This is a genomic window from Arthrobacter sp. FW306-2-2C-D06B, from assembly GCF_021789175.1.
Classification (GTDB): domain Bacteria; phylum Actinomycetota; class Actinomycetes; order Actinomycetales; family Micrococcaceae; genus Arthrobacter.
In genome coordinates this window covers 127,772-147,454 of the sequence record NZ_CP084560.1, presented here as the reverse complement: position 1 = coordinate 147,454, position 19,683 = coordinate 127,772, and the positions used below count along the sequence as shown (strand labels likewise).

Sequence of the window (19,683 nt, the reverse complement as noted above, 5' to 3'; positions counted from 1 at the left end):
CTGGCAGTTGAAGGCCCACTTGGGCAGGAGGCATCAGATCCGGCTGCCGTTGCCCGTTCCGTGTAGGCCCATTGACAATGGTGAGTGTGAACGACAGCTTCGCTGATGCGACCTCCCGCTTGTGGCACGCACTCGGTGCCGAAGATGCGGATTTGGCGGCCGCTCAGCTCACGACGACCGGGCCGCGGGCGGTGCTCCCTGCCGCTTTCGACGTAACCGGGCTGGCCACGGGGGCGGTTGCCGCGGCAACGGTGGCGGCAGCACAGTTTCTGGCAGCCCGCCGAGAGTCACGACAGCCGGCCGTGACGGTAGACAGTCGGGAGTCATGCGCCGCGTTCGCGTCCGAGAGGCTGTTCACCCCAGTCGGCTGGAACCGGCCACCGCTCTGGGACCCCATCGCCGGCAACTATCGTGCGGCCGACGCCTGGATCAGGCTCCACACCAACTACGCCAGCCACCGCGCCGCCGTCGAGCGGGTGCTGGGAGCCCATGACCGCGAAACAGTCCAGGCCGCGGTGGCCGGGCTGCCCGCCGAGGAATTGGAGACGGCCATCGTGGAGGCGGGCGGATGCGCCGCCGTCATGCACAACCGCGTCCGGTGGCTTGCCTCGGCTCCAGGGGCGGCGACCGCGGACGCGCCGCCCCTGACCGTCGTCGAGCGCCGCTCATCCGGTGCCCGCATGCCGGACGCCGACGGGAAACTGCCCTTCGACGGCGTGCGCGTCCTCGACCTGACTCGGGTAATCGCTGGACCGGTCTGCACCAAGTTCCTTGCCGGCTACGGCGCGGACGTGCTCCGGATCGATCCGCCCGGCTTTGACGAGGTTCCGTCGCTACTGCCTGAGACGACGCTCGGCAAACGTACCGCCGCGTTGGATCTCACCGCCTCAAGCGACCGCGCGATGTTCGAGGAACTGCTCGCGGGTGCGGATGTGCTCGTGTCGGGACTGCGAGGCGACGCCCTGACACGCCTGGGCTACGACGAGGAGGCCCTCACCGCACTGAACCCCGGCTTGATCATCGCCAGCCTGGACGCCTACGGCTGGGATGGCCCATGGCGCAACCGCCGCGGGTTCGACAGCCTGGTCCAGATGAGCTGCGGGATCGCCGACGACGGCGCTACCGCCACGGGCCAAGCGGAGCCGGTCCCGCTTCCCGTCCAAGCCCTCGACCACGCGACCGGCTGGCTCCTGGCCGCGGCCGTCGCCCGTGCCTTGACTCGACGGCTCACCCACTCGGCGACTGCCCGCATCCAAGGCTCACTCATCGGCACGGCCAATCTGCTGTACTCGCTGACTCCGCCGAACGACCACCTATCGGTACCGACACCGAATGACTTCACCCTCACGGCAACCACCACTGACTGGGGGCCGGCACGCCGCGTGCCGCTTCCAGGGCGAATCGACGGCTCCCCCGCGCATTGGTCGCAACAAGCCGGACCACTCGGCCGCCACCCGGCGGTGTGGGCCACGGCCTAGTTTTCGTTTGGCACAAGTAAACCCCCGGAACCGCGCGGTTCCGGGGGTAAGAGGGTGGGCCCTGTGGGGATCGAACCCACGACCCACGGATTAAAAGTCCGATGCTCTACCAACTGAGCTAAAGGCCCCTGCTGACTGTAGAAACAGCCATAAATACTGTACCTCAAGCTCAAGGCCGTTTTGACACGCGTCGCACCCGCGCCGTCGTGACCGGGCCGGCAGCGTTCTCCCCACCTTTGAACCAAACCCCGACGACGACGCGCGGCAACAACGGTGTGTCGCCGCTCCCACGGATCCATACATGGGGAGGTTGCAACAAGCCCCAGTCAAGAGTGCACGAGCGAAAACACAGGAGTAGCGTTGGGGCATGAGCGAACAATCGGGACCTCCTGTGTACGGCGGAGCAAATAGGCACCACAAGCCGAAACCCTTCGCGCCGGTTGACTTCGAGCCGTTTGCCGGCGGAGCGGACCCCGCGCGCGTGTCCGAAGCCGCGCACCTTGCCGCTCAAGCCCTCGTGCGGCGAGGTCGGGATAGCGATGATCCCAAGATCACCAGGCGCCTCGTGAAGCTCGCTGATGAGCAAGGCCTGGAGGCCATCGCCGAAATGTGGGCCGAGAGCCCCGCCCGGTCCTTGCCGGGTGCCTTGTGGCGGCTCTACGCGTTGCGCGCGGCCACTATGCAGAACTCGGAGCGGATTTCCGTGTACTTCAAGGCCGGCCGGGACACCGCCCAGGTTTCCCACGTTGTGGCGGGCGCTGCCGAGCCGCCGGGAGCCGACGAAATGAAGCAAATGGCGGACGCCATTCTTTCGGGAGCGTTCGACGGCGATTTCGACGTCGCGCTGGAACGCTCAGCCGCGTTTTGCCGCGTCGTCGCGCTGGGCCAAGCCACCCTGGCGGACAGTGCAGAGCATTCCAATGAAGGCCATGCAAGCAAGCTGACCCGGAACTCCCACCAGTTGGTAAAGACCGCGGAAGATCTCGAGCACGCGGCCAATGCGTGGCGCCTGGGAGAGCTGGACTGACATGAAATATAAGGGCGAGGGACCGTCACAACCACCCCCGGCGCCAGCTGTCAAGATTGACTTAGCTCGGACGACGTAGAAAACTGAAACTGGTGTCGAACCGCGAAACCCCCGGGCTTCAACTTATAGCCGCTTCGAGCGGCCTACCGCCGAGAGGCGTATCCGGTTCGGCACCATTTTTATGCCCTTCGGCGAAGACGCCGCCCCACCCCTATCCCTCCCGCCTACCGGAAGCCAAATGAAGCTGCGTCTCTTCCCCCAGGAACCCGCCGGGTTGCAATTGTTGTCGCAAATGGCCCGCCAGATTCTTGAGGCAACCGGGACGCTTTCGGAGATCTTCGGAGCTCCTGTCGCGGAGCACGAACGGCTTGTGGAGGAGATGCACGAACACGAGGCGAAATCCACGGATCTGCATTTCGCCCTCCTGACCCACATGCGCACGAGCTTCGTGAACCCGCTCCCCCGCGAGGACATGTACGCCCTCTCCCGTTTCCTCAACGAGGCGATGGAAAAGCTGGATGCCGCAGGTGAGCTCGTGGCGCTCTACAAACTGGACCGGCTGCCCAAGCGCGCGGCGGACCAGTTGGAGATCATCAGCCGCCAGGCGGAACTCACGGTTGATGCAATGCGCCAGCTCGACGATCTGGACGAACTCGAGGATTACTGGATCGAGGTCTTGCGGCTGGCCAAGCGTGCGGAGCGCAGCCATCGGACCTGGGTGGCCGAGATGCTCCGCGACATGAAGTCCACCCAATTTTCGCGGAACCGCGACGTAGCCAATCAACTAGTGGACGCTACCAAGGACATGCGCCGCGTCGCGACCCAGGTAGGCAGCATCATCGTCAAGGAAGCATGAGGTGGCGGTCGCATTCTTCGCCCTTGTGGTGGTGCTGGCGGCTGGCTTCGCATTCCTGAACGGCTTCCGCGACGTCTCGACCGCCGTCGCACTCTCCGTGCGGACACGTGCCCTGACTCCGTCTGTCGCCGTTGTGTTGGCGGCCATCTTCAACTTTGCCGGCGTGCTGCTCAGCGGCAGTTTCGCGCTGGTTTTCAGCCAGTCGTGGGTGATTCTCCCCTCGGGAATGAACGGGCTTACGATGCTCGCCGCGGGGTTGTGCAGCGCCATCCTTTGGGGAATCTACGCTTGGTGGCGTGGTGTGCCGCTCTCCTCAACCCATGCCTTGGTGGGGGGCCTGGTGGGCGCCGGAGCCGCAAGCGCAGTGATGGGAGGCAGCTCCATCAGCGGGGTGGACGGTATTTTGCTGGCGCAAGTGGTGTTGCCCTTGCTGCTGTCCCCGGTGATTGCCTTCCTTGGCGCCTATCTTCTCGTGTGGCCTGTAACGTGGGCGGCCCGCTACACCCAGCCCGACGTCGTGCATGGCCGCTTCCGCCACGCACAGTCCGTCTCGGCCGCCGCCGTCGCGCTCGGCCACGGCTTGCAGGACGGCCAGAGAACCGTAGCCGTGATCCTGTTGGGCGCTGTGGCGGCAGGCGTGTCCGGCTCCAATGACCTCCCGATCTGGGTCATCCTGCTGACGGCCGTCATGCTCACGGCGGGAACGCTTTGCGGTGGTTGGCGCATCTCGTACACCCTGGGTTACAAGCTGACGCGGGTAGACCCGATGCGGGGATTCATTGCCCAGAGCCTGACCTCGCTGATGCTGTTCGTCGGTGCCATCGGCTTCCACTTGCCGCTTTCTACGACGCACACTGTGACGTCCGCAGTGCTCGGCGCAGGAACCAACCAGAACTTTTCCGTCACCAACCGTCGGATGGTGCTGCGGATCCTGGGGTTCTGGGTCGCGACGCCGATCGTTACCGCCGCAGTGGCGTTCGTCCTCGGGCTGGCGCTCTCGCCGCTGTCGCGTTGAGTTGAGCGAGTCCCGCCAAGCACGCAAAAGCCCGACGGCGGCAGTCACCTCGGAAGGTGACCGTCGCGGTCGGGCTTTTCGCAGTGGGCCCACACCGGCGAGGGCCCCGGCCTGAGCTTGCGAAGGCCGGGAGCCGGTGGCTGGGCCCACGCCGGCGAGGGCCCCGGCCTGAGCTTGCGAAGGCTGGGAGCCGGTGGGGACTTATCCGAACCGGCCGGAGACGTAGTCTTCCGTGGCCTTCTGGGACGGGTTGTTGAAGATCGTGGTGGTGTCCGCGAACTCGATGAGCTTGCCCGGCTTGCCGGTGCCGGCGATGTTGAAGAACGCGGTCTTGTCGGAAACGCGTGCGGCCTGCTGCATGTTGTGGGTCACGATTACCACGGTGTATTCGTCCTTGAGCTCATTGATGAGGTCTTCGACGGCCAAAGTAGAGATGGGGTCCAGCGCCGAGCAGGGCTCGTCCATGAGGATGACCTGCGGTTCCACAGCAATGGCGCGGGCAATGCAGAGCCGCTGCTGCTGGCCGCCGGAGAGTCCGGAGCCCGGCTTCTCGAGGCGGTCCTTGACCTCGTTCCACAGGTTGGCGCCGCGCAGGGACTTCTCCACGAGCGCGTCGGCCGCACCCTTGCTGATCCGCTTGTTGTTCAGCTTCACGCCGGCCAGCACGTTGTCGCGGATGGACATCGTGGGGAATGGATTGGGCCGCTGGAAGACCATGCCAACCTGGGTGCGGACCGTCACAGGGTCCACGCCGGGGCCGTAGAGGTTGTCGCCGTCGAGCAGGACTTCGCCCTCAACACGCGCACCGGGAAGTACTTCGTGCATGCGGTTCAGGGTGCGCAGGAACGTGGACTTGCCACAACCGGACGGGCCGATGAATGCCGTGACCGATTTGGCTTCAATGTTGATGTTGACGCCTTCAACGGCCAGGAAGCTGCCGTAGTAGACGTTCAGATCCTTGACGTCGATCCGCTTAGACATGGTGTTCCTTCGGTGCTGTGGTTGGAAGTTTGCGTGTGGCCTGGCGGCTCAACGGCCGGCCTTGGGGGCGAAGATCCGGGCGATCAGCCTTGCGCCGAGGTTCAGGAGCATCACCAGGATGATCAGGACCAGCGCGGCACCCCATGCCCGTTGGCTCGACGGGTCCGGGTTGGACGGCGAGGTCGGGTTCAGGATCTGCGTGTAGATGAACGTAGGCAGCGAGGCCATCCAGCCGCCGAACACGTTGTTGTTGATCGTTGTGGCGAAACCTGCGGTGACCAGGATCGGAGCCGTCTCGCCGATCACCCGGGCGATCGCCAGGGTGACGCCGGACGCGATGCCGGAAATCGCCGTCGGGATGACCACCTTGACGATGGTGCGCCACTTGCGGACACCCAGCGCATAAGCCGCCTCACGGAGCTCGTTCGGGACGATCTTCAGCATTTCCTCGCTGGAGCGGACCACCACCGGAATCATCAGGACTGAAAGCGCGACGGCGGCGACCGCACCCGTCTTGGTGCCCGGTCCGACTACGGCGAAGAAGAATGCTGCGGAAAAGAGGCCCGCTACGATCGACGGGATGCCGGTCATGACGTCGACGAAGAACGTGATGGCACGGGCGAGGGCCCGGTCATTGCCGTACTCCACGAGGTAGATTGCGGTCAGCAAGCCCACCGGAACCGAGATGACCGTGGCAAGCAATGTGATCTGCACGGTCCCCATGAGCGCATGGTAAATGCCACCAAGCACCTTGGTCCCTTCTTCGGCGCTCCTGTTGTCGAAGGCCCCCGTGACGCCGTTCATGGATGTCGTCAGGAAGCCAGGGGTGATGATGCCAGGAATGCCGTTCACCAGGACAGTCCAGATCACCGAAATCAGGGGCAGCAGCGCCACGAGGAAAGAGCCGACGACCAGGCACGTGGCAAGCTTGTCGCTCGCCTTGCGGCCGCCTTCGACGGCTGCGCTCCAGCCGACCAGGCCGATCGCGAAGAGGATGGCGGACACGATGCCCCAGCCGAAGGCGTTGAAGCCGATCAGCGCGAGGATCGCTGCGCCGAGCACCAGGGCGACAGCCAGGACGATATACGGCGCAAAGGCGGGCAGCTGGCCTTTGGTGAGGGCCGAGCGTTTGCGCGCGACGGGGGCGGTCACAGTCATTAGTTGGCTCCCGAGAATTCTTTGTGCCTGGTGATGATCCAGCGTGCAACCATGTTGACACCCAGGGTGATGACGAACAATACCAATCCGGCAGCGATCAAAGTATTGACCTTGACCCCGCTGGCTTCAGGGAAGTTCAAGGCGATCTCGGCGGCAATGGTCTGGTTGCCGGACTGGATCAGGCTCGCGGTCAATACGCCGGAGGACAGCACCAGCGCTACAGCCATGGTCTCGCCGAGAGCGCGGCCGAGGCCCAGCATGATGGCGCTGACGATGCCCGGCCGGCCGAACGGCAGGACAGCCATCTTGATCATTTCCCAGCGGGTCGCTCCGAGGGCCAGAGCGGCTTCCTCGTGGAGCTTCGGGGTCTGCAGGAAGATTTCACGCGCCAGGGACGTGATGATCGGCAGAACCATCACGGAGAGGACGATGCTTGCGGTCAAGATGGTTTTGCCAGTAGCCGACGCCGGCCCCTGGAAGATCGGCAACCACCCCAAGTTGGTGGCCAGCCAAGTGTAGGCGGGCGAAATCTGCGGGGCAAGGAAGGCGGCGCCCCATGCGCCGTAAACCACGGAAGGAATGGCAGCCAGGAGGTCAACTACGTATCCGAGACCGGAGGCGAGCCTGCGGGGCGCGTAGTGCGAGATGAACAGCGCGACGCCGATGGCAACGGGGGTAGCGATCACAAGCGCGATGACGGCGGCAATCAGGGTCCCCACCACGATCGGGCCGATGTAAGCGAAGAAGCCGTGGCCGCCTTGGATGTCCGCGGCCGGAGCCACTAGCGCCGGAATGGCCTGGACTACAAGGAAAAGTGCGACGCCGAAGAGGACCACGAGGATCAGGCATCCTGCGGCCAGGGTGGCTCCGGAGAAGACCTTGTCCCCGGTGCGCCCGGCACCTTGGGAAGTGGTCAAGGAGTTGGTGGTCACTTCACGATCCTTCAGATTCGTTCAAGAATGGCCAAGTTCCCCGCCCCGCCTGGTGATGCTTCACCAGCGCGGGACAGGGAACCTCGATATTCAGGGTAGCGGTGCCGCGGTCGGCGGCACCACTACTCCGTTGTGGTCCTTAGGCCTTGGCCTTGATGGAGTCAACAGCGGCCTTCGCCTTGTCCTGCAGAGCCTTGGAGAGCGGTGCGGACTTGGCGGCACCGGCGGCAGCCTGCTGGCCGGCGTCGGAGACTACGTAGCTCTCGAATGCCTTGACCAGGTCAGCGGTTTCCTTCTTGTCGTAGGTGGTGCAGACGACGTGGTAGGAAACGAGGACAACCGGGTATACGCCGGCAGCTGTGGTCGTGCGGTCGAGCTTGATGGAGAGGTCGTTGGCTGCGCGGCCAGCAACGGGCTTGCCGAGTTCGGCAGCCTTGGCTGCGGCGTCAGCGGAGATCTTGACGAAGTCCGAGCCAACCTTGATCTGAGCGGTGCCAAGCTTGCCGGAGACGTACGAGTCGTCGGCGTAGGTCACGGCACCCGGGGTGTCGGTAACGGTCTTGACGACGCCGGAGGTGCCCTTGGCGTTCTCGCCCTTCAGGGATGCCGGCCAAACTCCAGCAGCCTTGTCGGTCCAGACCGAGGGAGCGGCGGCAGCCAGGTAGTCGGTGAAGTTCTGGGTGGTGCCAGAGTCGTCAGAGCGGTTGACCGGGGTGACCTTGAGGTCCGGAAGCGTGACGCCGGCGTTCAGGCCCGCGATAGCGGGATCGTTCCAGTTGGTGATCTGGCCGCGGAAGATCTTCGCAACCGTGTCGGCGTCGAGCTTCAAGTCCTTGACGTTGGGGATGTTGAAGGCGACAGCGATCGGGGAGATGTAGACCGGGATATTGATGGCACCGTCGGTGCCGCACTTGGTCTTGGAGCTGGCGAGCTCAGCGTCGGTCAGGTATGCGTCGGAGCCGGCGAACTGGGCCGAACCGTCGATGATTGCCTTGCGGCCCGCGCCGGAACCATCCGGGGAGTACTGCACGGTTGCGCCGGGGTTGGAGGACGCAAATGCGGCCTTCCAAGCGTCCATGGCCGCGCCGGTCGAGGAGGCGCCAATGCCGGTCAGGGTGCCGGTGACCTTGACGCCCGCGGAAGACTGGGTTGCCGCCGGGGCGTTGGTTGCGTTATCCGAACCGCAAGCGGTCAGCGCAAGTGCGCCGACTGCGAGGACCGCGATTGCCGCGTTGCGGCCGAAGCGAGTTGCCTTCACTGGGATGTACCCCTTCCAGGGATTCTCTGATGCGTGCCGAGGGAGAAAGTCGGCATACGAAAGATATGCGTACGTGTTTGTACCTTTATTGACGGTAGGAGCCGCAGGTAACGGGACCGGCGGTCCAAAGTGAACGGAAGGTGAACGACTGTGGACTATTGGCTTACATGTGCAGCGTCGCCCTTGCGTTTGGCGCCCCCTGGGGGATTTAGTGACGCCCCTCACTTCGCGGTTCCTTCAGCGACCCGCACCCCGTAAGCCTCTCCTGACCGTGACGTTAACGCAGCCAAAATACTCGGTGAAGCCTTCCTTGCCGGCGGCCTAGTTGGCAAGTTCTCGCGTGCATCATTGAGGCGGGCGCACCAGCGCCGACAGGTAAGTCCAGGCAATCTGGATATATTGAAATGGGGATGAAATGAAACTGTCGAGAAAAAGCAAGGGCACCCGATTCGCTGCAGCGCTGCTTGCGACGGCTGGATTGATGCTGGCAGCGCCACCCGCGTCGAACGCCGAGGAGATTCGGGTCAACTACTTCGGCCCACTCAATTGCGGCGGATACAACTCTTGGATCAGCGTCTCGGCAAATGGCTACGTCCGAGCAAATTACTACAACCCGAGCAACTATGCGGCCGCATATGCCAACGGCTTCACGGTGCTTTGGGGACCGAGCAGTTACGGATCAGCTTGGCTAAGCGTTGTTGACGGGAGCATCAACTCCTTTAACAGAGGTTGCGACTACTAAATTAGACGCTCACAAACACGTAGTGCTTCGCTTCCGGCCCTGGTGACTTCGTCAGGGCCGGAAGCACCGCGAGAAGCCTGGTTGAAACTCAGCGACCCGCACCCCGTAAGCCTCTCCTGAATAGACTTGAGCCATGACCGCCCCCCAAGGACTTTCAGCAAGCAGGAAATTCCTGCGGGCGCGGCTGCGCACCGGCCTCGTCCGCAGCCGGAACTCGTTGCTTCCGGCGGTCCAGATGACCGTGTGCGCCGTGGGCGCCTACGCGTTCGCTGAATATATCCTGGGGCACTCAGGTCCCCTTTTCGCTGCGACCTCGTCACTGATCGCGCTCGGCTTCTCGCGGGATCCACGGCTTCGCCGAGTGGTGGAAGTCGGTTTCGGCTGCACCCTCGGGATCGTCGTGGGTGACCTGCTCCTTCACTGGCTGGGTTCAGGGATCTGGCAGGCCGCCGTCGTCCTTCTTTTCTCCATCCTGTTGGCACGTTTCCTGGACGGTGGCTCCATCTTCACCACCCAACTGGGCCTGCAATCGCTTCTCGTGGTCTTGCTGCCTGCGCCGGCCGGCGGGCCGTTCACGCGGAGCATCGACGCCGTAGTGGGCGGGGTTTTCGCACTGCTGGTCACCATGCTGGTCCCGAAGGACCCGCGCCGGGAGCCGCGCCAGGACGTCCGCAAACTCCTGCACGAACTCTCGGAGGTCCTCCGTGAATGTGCAGACGCCCTGATCAACAGCGATTCGACCCAGGCCTGGCATGCCCTCATCCGGGGGCGGAACTGCCAGCCCCTCGTGGACCGGATGCGCCAATCCCTCAAGGCCTCCGGAGAAGTGGCCACGCTGGCCCCGGCGTACCGGCGGCACCGTGACGAGCTCACCATGCTCGAGGAATCGCTGGATTCGATCGACCTCGCCCTTCGCAACGGCCGGGTGTTCGCGCGGAGGCTCACGAGCGCCATCAACCATGCGGCATTGACGGATGAGGCGACGGACAGCATTGCTGAGGTCCTTCAGGACACTTCCGCCGCGGTCGAAGAACTGTCGCTCGGTCTCGCGGAGGTGCACGACGGCGCCCGCCGCGCCCACCTGCGCGGTGCGCGCCAGGACCTGGCCGACATTGCCACCCGGTTGCACCCCAAAATGCTGCACGTCCAGAAGCTTGAGGGCGAAACCGTGGTGATGCTCTTCCGCCCGCTCATGGTGGACTTGCTCGAGGCCGCGGGCATGGACCCGCGGGAAGCACGCGACGTTCTTCCTCCCCTGCAGTGAGGCGCACTTGACTGTCCTACCCCTCCACTAGCCTTGTAGGCATGGCTTCCAAGACCGCACGCACCTCCAAGACGCCCGCGTACAAATGTGCCGAATGCGGGTGGACCACGGTCAAGTGGGTGGGGCGCTGCGGTGAGTGCCAGGCGTGGGGCACCGTGGAGGAAACAGGCGTCACGGTTGCGCGTACGACGGCGGCCACAACAGTTTTGGAGCCGGCCCGCCGGATTGCCGAGGTAGACGGCACCACGGCCGCATTCCTGCCTACCGGCGTCGACGAACTGGATCGCGTCCTGGGCGGAGGGCTGGTTCCCGGCGCGGTGATCCTGCTCGCCGGGGAACCCGGCGTCGGGAAATCCACCCTCCTCCTGGATGTCGCCGCGAAATTCGCCCGCACTGGGCAGGACGTCCTGTACGTTACGGGCGAGGAATCGGCGGCTCAGGTCAAGCTCCGTGCGGAGCGGATCGACGCGGTCGCGCATACCCTCTACCTCTCGGCGGAGACGGACCTCGGGCAGGCGCTGGGGCAAGTGGAGAAGCTTGAGCCGAAGCTGCTGATTGTGGACTCGGTGCAGACCCTCAGCAGCGCCGATGTCGAAGGCAGCGCTGGCGGAGTCTCTCAGGTCCGGGAAGTCGCGGCTTCCATCATCGCCGCCGCGAAGCGCCGCAACATGACCACGCTGCTGGTTGGCCACGTGACCAAGGACGGCTCTATTGCCGGTCCGCGTCTTTTGGAGCACTTGGTGGACGTTGTGTGCCAGTTCGAAGGCGAGCGCCATTCGCGCTTGCGCTTGTTGCGCGCGGTTAAGAACCGCTACGGGGCCACGGACGACGTCGGCTGTTTCGACCTCAATGAGGCCGGTATCGAAGGCCTCGCCGATCCCAGCGGCCTTTTTGTATCGCGGACCCGCGAGCCGGTGTCCGGCACCTGCATCACGGTGACCATGGAAGGCCGGCGCCCGCTGCTGGCCGAGGTGCAGTCCCTCCTGGCCGAAAGTACCAGCTCACAACCCCGCAGGGCCACGAGCGGACTGGACAGCTCGCGCGTGGCCATGCTCCTGGCCGTGCTCCAACAGCGCGCTGGCTGCATCCTGCACAAGGACGACTCTTACGTAGCCACTGTCGGAGGAGTGAAATTGAGCGAACCGGCCACCGACCTGGCTGTGGCGCTTGCCGTGGCCTCGGCAAAGGCGCGCAAGGCACTGCCGCAGCGGCTCATTGCCTTCGGCGAGGTTGGCCTGGCCGGCGAGGTCCGTCCGGTGCCCGGGATCAACCAGCGCATCCACGAGGCGCAGCGGCTTGGGTTCACCCACGCCGTGGTGCCGGCGAGTCCCAACGGACCGGGCCCCGTCCCGGAGGGTTTCTCGGTCCGCGAAGTGGCACACCTGGCCGAGGCCTTGGAGTTGCTGATCACCTAGCGGGCGGCTTGGCTTCGGAGTGTCGGGGGCATGGGTTGGACTCGCCCACCGGAAAATTATCCCCATGACAAAAAGAAATGTGCTCATTGGGGGACGCCTCTTCTTTGGCCTCTTGACCCTTGTTGCGGTCGGGACGCAGCTCACGGTCCACATCGGTCTGGGCTTCGATCCATGGAACTTCTTCAGCTACTTCACCAACCTGTCCAACATCTTCGCGTCCGTGGTGCTGCTGATCAGCGGCTACCGCGTGCTGGTTGGCAAACGGCCGAGCGAGCTCGACGACGCCACCCGGGGCACTGCGACGATCGCCATGGCCGTCGTGGGACTCGTCTTCGGCGCACTCCTGGCGGGGCAGGACCTCGGCTCCCTGCTCCCCTGGGTCAACTTCGTGGTCCACTACCTGATGCCGGTTGTCATGGTGGCCGATTGGCTGTTCCAGCCTCCGCGCTCCAGGCTGACCATCAAGCACCTCTGGTACTGGCTGCTCTACCCCGTTGCGTATCTCGTCTACAGCCTGATCCGGGGCTCTTTCGTCAACTGGTACGCCTACTGGTTCATCGACCCTATGCGCGCGGGCGGTTGGGGCGGGGTGGCGGTCTTCGCCGTCGCGATCTCCATAGGATTCCTCGCGGTGAGCCTCGCCATGCTGGGACTGGGAAACAAGCTCGAACGCCAAGTGAGCTACTGACCACTCCCCCAAGCCCACGCTCCCCACCGGACATGCCCCCCGTTCGAGCCAAGGGCTGGACATAACAGTACTATGTCCAGCCCTCAGCTCATGCGAGGGGCATGTCCAGGGGAATACTATTTTGCCGGGTTGTGCGTGCCGATCGGGACCAGCGTCAGCTTCGGGTGGTTCTTCTCGATCCGGCGCAGTGCCCAGACATCGTTGAACAACGCGAGGTATTCGCCGTCGGACCTCAGCAGCACCTCTGCGCCCGGGACGTTGGCGAGCGCCGGCATGGCCTCCGCGGTCGAGATCCTTGCCATCGAGTACGGAAGGCGCTCCAGGCGCATCGGGGCGTTGAAGTCGTGGGCCATGCGGTCTTCCACAACCTCGAACTGCATGGGACCGACAGCCGCGAGCACAGGTGCCTGGTCGCCCCGGACGTCGGAACGGAGTACCTGGATGACGCCTTCGTGCTCAAGCTGCTCAATGCCGCGGCGGAACTGCTTGAACCGGCTGGGATCCTGGGACCGGGCCACCTGGAAATGCTCGGGGGCAAAGAGCGGAATGGCGGGGAATTCCACGGGCTGGTCGAGGAACAGGCTGTCCCCTACGCGCAGCGAGGACGCGTTGACCAGGCCAACGACGTCGCCTGGATAGGCCTCGTCGATGACTTCGCGTTCGCGCCCGAACACCTGCTGGGCGTACTTCGTGGCGAAGGACTTTCCGGTGCGGGTCTGCGTGACGACCATGCCGCGCTCGAAGACGCCGGAGCACACGCGGATGAACGCGACGTGGTCGCGGTGGGCCTTGTTCATACCTGCCTGGACCTTGAAGACGAACCCCGCGAAGGGAGCGTCTACCGAACGGGGCTCGCCGTCGACGTCGGGGCGGGGTGCGGCCGGAGGCGCGAAGTCCACCAGGGCGTCAAGGATTTCCTTGACCCCGAAGTTCAGGGCCGCCGAACTGAAGAGGATAGGTGTTGCCGTTCCGGCGTGGAAGCTCTCAACGTTGAACTCGAGGTTCGATTCGATCACGAGTCCGGCTTCGTCGACGGCGTCGCTCCAGTTGTTGCCCTGGGTTTCGGCTGCTTCCTCCGGAGTGAAGTACTCGGTGATGGCGATGTTGGCACCGGCATTGTTGCGCGCGAACCGCGCGAAGCGGTCGTTGCGCAGGTCCCAGACCCCACGGAAGTCGCCGGAAATGCCCACGGCCCACGTCAAGGGCATCGGCTGGAGTCCGGTGCGTTCCGTGATCTCGTCCATCAGCGCGAGGGCGTCGAGGCCCGGGCGGTCCCATTTGTTGATGACCGTGATGATCGGAAGGTTCCGCTGCTTGCAGACCTCGAAGAGCTTCATGGTCTGCGTTTCCAGGCCCTTGGCGGCATCCACCAGCATCACTGCGCAGTCGACGGCGGCCAGGACGCGGTAGGTGTCCTCGGAGAAATCGGCGTGGCCCGGGGTGTCCAGCAGGTTGATCACGGTGTCCCGGTAGGAGAACTGCAATGCCGCGGAGCTGATGGAAATACCGCGGTCCTTTTCCATCTGCATCCAGTCGGAAACAGTTTCCTTGCGGTTGGCCTTGCCGCTGGACGCACCGGCGGTGCCGATGACCTTGGCGTGCAGGGCGAGGGCTTCCGTGAGCGTGGACTTGCCGGCGTCAGGGTGCGAAATGACCGCGAAAGTCCGACGCCGGGAGGCCTCATGGTGAATTTCCTGGACTCGGGCGGGGCTCAGGACTTCTTGGGACACGGTGCTACTTTCGCTGCGATCTGGGCGTTGCCCGCATTGGAACGACGGGCCGAACGTGGGATGGAGGCTGGATACTGGCCCCGTGCCGGCCGGGGGCCAACTCAGGGAGCGGCACGATTTGCGCGCCAGCCAAGATACCAAGTTTATCGCAGCCCGGGACCACGCCGGAGGCAGGGTCCCGGGCCAGCGCTTAACAGGATCGAAACGAGGTGCACAAACCTCCGAAATCACCTGCCGATAGTTTGAACTCATAGCGGACGCGTCCGGCCCGGATTGGAGCCATCCGCCAGGAAAAACCCGAGCAGCCGACGACGGCATGAAAGGAACATGGCATCAATGAATCCAGGGAATGACTTGTTCTACGATCCCTTCGGCCCCTCCCCTGCGGGGAACCCCGCTGCGAACCAGCAAGGGCACCGGCCGAACCCCGGCAGAGGTGGGGTCCACCCTCCTGCGAGGCAAGCGCATCCGGACACGGGAAGGGCTGCCTCCCGGGAAGCTGCGCTGCAGAGCGTCCGTCGCGACCTTGAGCGACTCGCGCGCCTTCGGACGGCTCCGTGAGGGTCAAGGGTCACTGAGGTTCCGGGACCGAACTGCGGGTCCAGGGACCGAGCTGAAAGTGGCGGCGCGGCGGCCGCCGTCGAACGCGTTTCGAAGCGCCCGCCACATAGCCTTCTTTGGGGCACTTTAAGGCTTGCCCGTGCGGTTGTTGCCGGTCTATACCTCTATCATTGTGCTTGCGGGAAACCTGGCATTTTGGTCCCGTCGACTCACTGCTGGAAAACGGCACAATTGCGGGCGCGCCTGCCTGCACCTTTGAAGGGAACACCTATGGCTCGGAGCCCCGAAGATTCGCTCAAGGCGACTCTGGGCAGGGTGGCCCCCGGAACACCGTTGCGCGACGGCCTGGAACGCATCCTCCGTGGGCGCACCGGTGCCCTGATTGTGCTGGGAACGGACCGGACCATCGAATCCATCTGCTCGGGCGGCTTTGAAATCGGCATCGATTTCTCCCCGACGCGGTTGCGTGAACTCGCGAAGATGGACGGTGCCATCATCTGCGACAAGGACGCCGGGAACATCCTTCGTGCCGCGGTACAGCTTGTGCCGGACTCCAGCATCGAGACCCAGGAATCAGGAACGCGTCACAGGACGGCCGAGCGCGTGGCCATCCAGACCGGAGTGCCGGTGATTTCGGTCAGCCAGTCCATGCAGATCATCGCCCTCTACGTCAACGGCCTGCGGCACGTGCTGGAGGGCTCGGAGAAAGTCCTCGCCCGCGCCAACCAGGCTCTCGCAACCCTCGAACGTTACAGCGCCCGCCTGGACCAGGTCACCAGCGCCCTGTCGGCCCTCGAAATCGAAGCCATGGTCACCGTCCGGGATGTGGCTGTCACCCTCCAGCGCCAGGAAATGGTCCGGCGCATTGCCGAGGAAATCGCTCAGTATGTCCTGGAGCTGGGTGAGGACGGCAGGTTGCTCTCGCTGCAGTTGGAAGAGCTCACCACCGGCCGCGGCCCGGGCAGCGACGTGATCATCCGCGACTACGCCGGCGCCGACGCCTCGCCCGAGGACATCGACGGTGCGGTGCAGGCCCTTCTGGATCTTGGCCCGGCGGAGCTGATCGATCTGGGCAAGATCGCCGGGATCATCGGATTCGCCGGGGGCATGGACGTGCTCGACGCGGGTGTTCAGCCGCGCGGCTACCGCCTCTTGTCCGGGCTGAAGTCGGTTCCGAAAGCCGTGGCCGACCGCCTGGTGGAGCACTTCGGCGGACTCCAGTACCTCATGGCCGCCACTATCGACGATCTCATGACCGTGGACGGCATCGGGGACCAGCGCGCCCGGACCGTCCGCGAAGGGCTCAGCCGGATGGCCGAAGCAAGCCTCCTGGACAGGTTCCTCTAACCCAGCTGGAAGACCGCTTTGGTGCTCGCTTTGTTTCCGAGTACGGCCTTGAAGGTGTAGGTGCCGGTGGCAGGCTTGGCCGAGATTACGCCGCAGCCCTCCGTCGTCCGGTTGCGTTGCCACGGGAAGTTGGCGGTTTCGCTCTTGCCCGGATCAATCTGCTTCACGAGGTCATCGCCCTTCGCTTGGCAGTCCTTGGAGGAGAAAATCCGGTCCTCGCCGCTCATCACCAGGAACTCCATCTGGGACGTGCCGACGTTGACCTGGCACGGTGCTGCTCCGCCATTGGTGATCTTCATGCTCAGCACGGGGTTCTGCCCGGCCGCATACGCAGGCTGGTCCGTGGACGCCGTTACCGTCACCAGATTGAGGTCGCACACCGGCGTGGCCGTGGGCGTTGTGGTGGCCGCGATGGGATCCGTCGTAGGGGCCTGGCTCGCCGGAGCGGCTCCGACCCCCGGGGTCGTGGATGCGCGGGGATCAGCCTTGCTTGCAAGGGATGAACTCATAGCCACTACCCCGGCCACGAGCATCGCCAGGACCATCAGGAGCGCGCCGAAAACAACCAGCCTCCGACGCCGGTAAACGGCAGGGCTCGTCCGTCGCCTTTGGGGCCGGACCCCGTTCGCCGAACGGTTTGTGCCTCCGGCCCGGGCACGGCTTTTCGCCGACGGCGACGTGCGCGCCCTCGGCGGTTGCTTGCCCTTGTTGACCATGCTTCTAGGCTAGGCAACGCAAGGCCTGGATGGTGCCGCACCACGCCGCCAGGGCGTGATCGGAGCCAGTATGACCTACGTCATTCGGCCGGCTCCACTACAGTGGATGGCAGGAATCGGCCACCAACAGGGCCCCCCACGAACCGCAGCAAGGATCTCCATGTCACTGCCAGGCGCCACTGAACTTGCCGGCACCCATCGCCTTACGGACTTGCACCAGTCCTTGGACCGCTGGTTCTCCGAGGTGGCCCGCATCTTGCCGTGGAGGTCGCCGGACTGCAGCCCATGGGGGATCCTGGTCAGCGAGGTCATGCTGCAGCAGACTCCGGTAGTCCGCGTACTGCCGGTGTGGAGGGACTGGATGGAACGCTGGCCGGAACCCGCGGATCTCGCAAAGCAGCCTTCGGGCGAGGCCGTACGACATTGGGGAAGGCTCGGTTATCCCCGCCGCGCGCTCAGGCTCCATGCGGCCGCCGTCGCGATCGTGGAACAGCATGGAGGCAGGGTGCCGGACACGCATGCATCGCTGTTGAGCCTTCCCGGCGTCGGTGACTATACGGCCGCTGCCGTGGCTGCCTTTGCTTTCGGTCGCCGCGAAACCGTCGTAGACACCAACATCCGGCGAGTGCATGCCCGGCTCGTTTCGGGACTTGCGCTTCCGGCGCCGTCGCTCACCGCATCGGAGATGCGCCTCGCCGAATCACTCGTGCCCGACGACGTCGGGCTCTCCGTCCGCTGGAACGCTTCCGTCATGGAACTCGGAGCGCTCGTGTGCACCGCCCGCTCCCCCAAATGCCTGGACTGCCCCGTCCGCGATTCCTGCGCGTGGCTTGCCGCAGGTGAACCGCCACCCACGTATACGCCCAAGGGCCAGGCGTGGCACGGCACAGACCGGCAGCTGCGGGGTGCAGTCATGGCCGTATTGCGAGTTGCAGAGTCGCCGGTAGCCCCTGAACTGTTCGAACGACCCGCAGCTGACCTCGGTTTTGCCGCCGAGGGCGCGGCCGTACCACTGGCTGCCCTGCACCGCTTGAATTCGGCCCCCGAGCAGCTGGAGCGCGCACTTCAGGGGCTACTGAGTGACGGCTTGGCCGAGATGCACGACGGCGGGCTGCGGCTCCCGGCCTAGGCCTCCTTTTGCACCGCTTCCGCTACGACCGGGCCGGCTTGCGGGCTAGGAGATACGCCTGCGGGGTCTTCTCGTACCTGCCGTCCGGCTCGCGGAGAAGCTGCGCTTCAACAACAAAGCCAGCCTGAAGGAGGAGTTCCATGATGCGTTCAGGCGGCAAGCGGTAGGCGTCGAGGTCGATTTCGTGGCCATACGCGAAGTCCAAATGCCTTGGCTCGTCGCCGGCCTGGAACGCGAGCAGCAGCAAGCCGCCGTCCAGAAGGGTCCGGTGGAACTCCGCGAACACTCCGGGCAAACGGGCCGGCGGCGTATGGATGATCGAATACCAAGCAACGATGCCACCCAGAGTGCCGTCCGCCAGCTCCATGGCCTCCATCGACCCTTCATCGAACTGCAGGCCGGGGTGGTCCTTGCGGGCTACTGTCACCATCTCCGGGGAGAGGTCGATGCCGAAAGCCGCCAGCCCGAGGGAATCCAGGTACGCCGTGATCCGTCCGGGCCCGCAACCGATGTCTGCAACCGCCCCGCCTCCGGAGGAACGCACGAGCTCGGCGAACGTGCCGAGCATGGCCCGGTCAAAGGGTTTGGTGTCGAGTTCGTTGCGCAGGAGTTCAGCGTAATCGGCGGCTACCGTGTTGTAGGCGGCGCGGGTGGCAAGCAGATCCGAGGGTTCAGTCATGCAAAGAACCCTATTCTGTGCGGCCGGCGCATTCCCTGCGCCCTGAGAAAACCCTGCCGAACCCGCCCATGACCAGGCCTTGAGGTCGCGGAGCCGCAACGATGCGTAGATGTCGGTAACGATGTGCCTGCCAGTTGCAGATATCCCGTTCCGGGCCCCGGGTGCGGGATTATTCTCAAGTATGCGCAGGTTGTGGGCCGCCATAGCATTGACCACGACGGCGGCGCTCTGGTCGGGATGCGAACCTCAAGTCACCGTTTGCCCGGCAATTGCGATGGCCCCCGTGGTCTCCCTGACAATCACGGCAGAGTACGCGCCAATGGTCAAAACCGTCCATTTGAAGGCGTGCCAGGACGGGAGATGCCGCGAGGCCGATGTGGAGCTGCGCCCGGGCAGCGTGTCGCTCCCTCAATCCTGCGGGCCGGAACCCGAGGGGTCATGCTCTGCCGTCGCGTCACCGGATGGCACCCGATACGGCTTCCTCAACATGGGAACACTGACGTCCTCGCCCATCGATGCCGAAGTGACTGGCACGGGAACAAACGGCGCGACGTTGCCGGCCAGGACACTCAGCTTTACACCCACAAGCGCCAAACCGTGGGGCGAGCAGTGCCAGACCACCATCACGGCAAGCCTCGTGCTCGATGCCCACGGCCTGCGGCAGTCCTGAACACCCCCTGCGCGCCGCGGCAATTTCCGACATACAG

18 protein-coding genes and 1 tRNA gene are annotated in these 19,683 nt (G+C 64.6%); 11 read left to right on the top strand and 8 right to left on the bottom strand.

What is annotated here, in order from left to right:
* Positions 1–86 precede the first annotated feature (86 nt).
* The gene (locus tag LFT47_RS00705) at positions 87–1,478 is read left to right on the top strand and encodes a CoA transferase (RefSeq protein ID WP_236814151.1); all 1,392 of its coding nucleotides are present in this window, start codon (positions 87–89) and stop codon (positions 1,476–1,478) included.
* Positions 1,479–1,533: 55 nt separating this feature from the next.
* Here LFT47_RS00705 and LFT47_RS00700 read toward each other — a convergent pair.
* Positions 1,534–1,606 (bottom strand) — tRNA-Lys (locus LFT47_RS00700).
* Between the two features lie 239 nt (positions 1,607–1,845).
* Here LFT47_RS00700 and LFT47_RS00695 point away from each other — a divergent pair.
* The 3 genes from LFT47_RS00695 (at position 1,846) to LFT47_RS00685 (ending at position 4,376) form a co-directional block, all read left to right on the top strand.
* The gene (locus LFT47_RS00695) at positions 1,846–2,505 is read left to right on the top strand and encodes a hypothetical protein (RefSeq protein WP_078106945.1); all 660 of its coding nucleotides are present in this window, start codon (positions 1,846–1,848) and stop codon (positions 2,503–2,505) included.
* A gap of 238 nt (positions 2,506–2,743) precedes the next feature.
* The gene (locus LFT47_RS00690; RefSeq protein ID WP_236814149.1) at positions 2,744–3,361 is read left to right on the top strand and encodes a DUF47 domain-containing protein; all 618 of its coding nucleotides are present in this window, start codon (positions 2,744–2,746) and stop codon (positions 3,359–3,361) included.
* A gap of 1 nt (position 3,362) precedes the next feature.
* Positions 3,363–4,376, top strand: a complete 1,014-nt coding sequence (locus LFT47_RS00685) for an inorganic phosphate transporter (protein WP_236814147.1) — start codon at positions 3,363–3,365, stop codon at positions 4,374–4,376.
* Between the two features lie 201 nt (positions 4,377–4,577).
* Here LFT47_RS00685 and pstB read toward each other — a convergent pair whose 3' ends face one another.
* From pstB to pstS, 4 genes are all read right to left on the bottom strand, one after another.
* Entirely contained in the window at positions 4,578–5,357 is a 780-nt protein-coding gene (pstB, locus tag LFT47_RS00680; protein WP_059388353.1) for a phosphate ABC transporter ATP-binding protein PstB, read from the bottom strand.
* A 48-nt stretch (positions 5,358–5,405) separates the two neighbouring features.
* Positions 5,406–6,515: a phosphate ABC transporter permease PstA gene (gene pstA / locus LFT47_RS00675; RefSeq protein WP_236814145.1), complete on the bottom strand. Its 1,110-nt coding sequence runs from the start codon at positions 6,513–6,515 to the stop codon at positions 5,406–5,408.
* Positions 6,515–7,447 carry a phosphate ABC transporter permease subunit PstC gene (pstC, locus tag LFT47_RS00670; protein WP_236814143.1) on the bottom strand — a complete coding sequence of 311 codons (933 nt, stop codon included), beginning with the start codon at positions 7,445–7,447 and terminating at the stop codon, positions 6,515–6,517. The genes pstA and pstC overlap by 1 nt, the downstream gene beginning before the upstream one ends.
* A gap of 139 nt (positions 7,448–7,586) precedes the next feature.
* Positions 7,587–8,705, bottom strand: coding sequence for a phosphate ABC transporter substrate-binding protein PstS (gene pstS, locus LFT47_RS00665; RefSeq protein ID WP_236814141.1), 1,119 nt, complete (start codon positions 8,703–8,705; stop codon positions 7,587–7,589).
* 415 nt (positions 8,706–9,120) lie between these two features.
* Here pstS and LFT47_RS00660 point away from each other — a divergent pair, with 415 nt between their 5' ends.
* The 4 genes from LFT47_RS00660 to LFT47_RS00645 all read left to right on the top strand — a co-directional run bounded on the left by LFT47_RS00660 (position 9,121) and on the right by LFT47_RS00645 (position 12,814).
* The gene (locus tag LFT47_RS00660) at positions 9,121–9,447 is read left to right on the top strand and encodes a hypothetical protein (RefSeq protein ID WP_236814140.1); all 327 of its coding nucleotides are present in this window, start codon (positions 9,121–9,123) and stop codon (positions 9,445–9,447) included.
* A gap of 133 nt (positions 9,448–9,580) precedes the next feature.
* Positions 9,581–10,711, top strand: a complete 1,131-nt coding sequence (locus LFT47_RS00655; protein ID WP_236814138.1) for an FUSC family protein — start codon at positions 9,581–9,583, stop codon at positions 10,709–10,711.
* A 41-nt stretch (positions 10,712–10,752) separates the two neighbouring features.
* The gene (gene radA, locus LFT47_RS00650; protein WP_236814136.1) at positions 10,753–12,126 is read left to right on the top strand and encodes a DNA repair protein RadA; all 1,374 of its coding nucleotides are present in this window, start codon (positions 10,753–10,755) and stop codon (positions 12,124–12,126) included.
* A 64-nt stretch (positions 12,127–12,190) separates the two neighbouring features.
* Complete coding sequence (locus LFT47_RS00645; RefSeq protein ID WP_236814134.1) at positions 12,191–12,814, top strand: Pr6Pr family membrane protein; 624 nt, start codon at positions 12,191–12,193, stop codon at positions 12,812–12,814.
* Positions 12,815–12,930: 116 nt separating this feature from the next.
* On the opposite strand, the gene LFT47_RS00640 is transcribed toward LFT47_RS00645, so the two are convergent.
* Entirely contained in the window at positions 12,931–14,544 is a 1,614-nt protein-coding gene (locus tag LFT47_RS00640) for a peptide chain release factor 3 (RefSeq protein WP_236814132.1), read from the bottom strand.
* A gap of 831 nt (positions 14,545–15,375) precedes the next feature.
* Here LFT47_RS00640 and disA point away from each other — a divergent pair.
* Complete coding sequence (gene disA / locus LFT47_RS00635; RefSeq protein WP_059388344.1) at positions 15,376–16,452, top strand: DNA integrity scanning diadenylate cyclase DisA; 1,077 nt, start codon at positions 15,376–15,378, stop codon at positions 16,450–16,452.
* Here disA and LFT47_RS00630 read toward each other — a convergent pair.
* Entirely contained in the window at positions 16,449–17,168 is a 720-nt protein-coding gene (locus LFT47_RS00630; RefSeq protein ID WP_236814130.1) for a hypothetical protein, read from the bottom strand. The genes disA and LFT47_RS00630 overlap by 4 nt on opposite strands.
* A 160-nt stretch (positions 17,169–17,328) precedes the next feature.
* Here LFT47_RS00630 and LFT47_RS00625 point away from each other — a divergent pair, with 160 nt between their 5' ends.
* Positions 17,329–18,297, top strand: coding sequence for an A/G-specific adenine glycosylase (locus LFT47_RS00625; protein WP_236814128.1), 969 nt, complete (start codon positions 17,329–17,331; stop codon positions 18,295–18,297).
* A 22-nt stretch (positions 18,298–18,319) separates the two neighbouring features.
* Here LFT47_RS00625 and LFT47_RS00620 read toward each other — a convergent pair whose 3' ends face one another.
* Positions 18,320–18,976: a class I SAM-dependent methyltransferase gene (locus tag LFT47_RS00620; RefSeq protein WP_236814127.1), complete on the bottom strand. Its 657-nt coding sequence runs from the start codon at positions 18,974–18,976 to the stop codon at positions 18,320–18,322.
* A gap of 319 nt (positions 18,977–19,295) precedes the next feature.
* On the opposite strand from LFT47_RS00620, the gene LFT47_RS00615 reads away from it, so the two are divergent.
* The gene (locus tag LFT47_RS00615; protein ID WP_236814125.1) at positions 19,296–19,646 is read left to right on the top strand and encodes a hypothetical protein; all 351 of its coding nucleotides are present in this window, start codon (positions 19,296–19,298) and stop codon (positions 19,644–19,646) included.
* Positions 19,647–19,683: the final 37 nt, after the last annotated feature.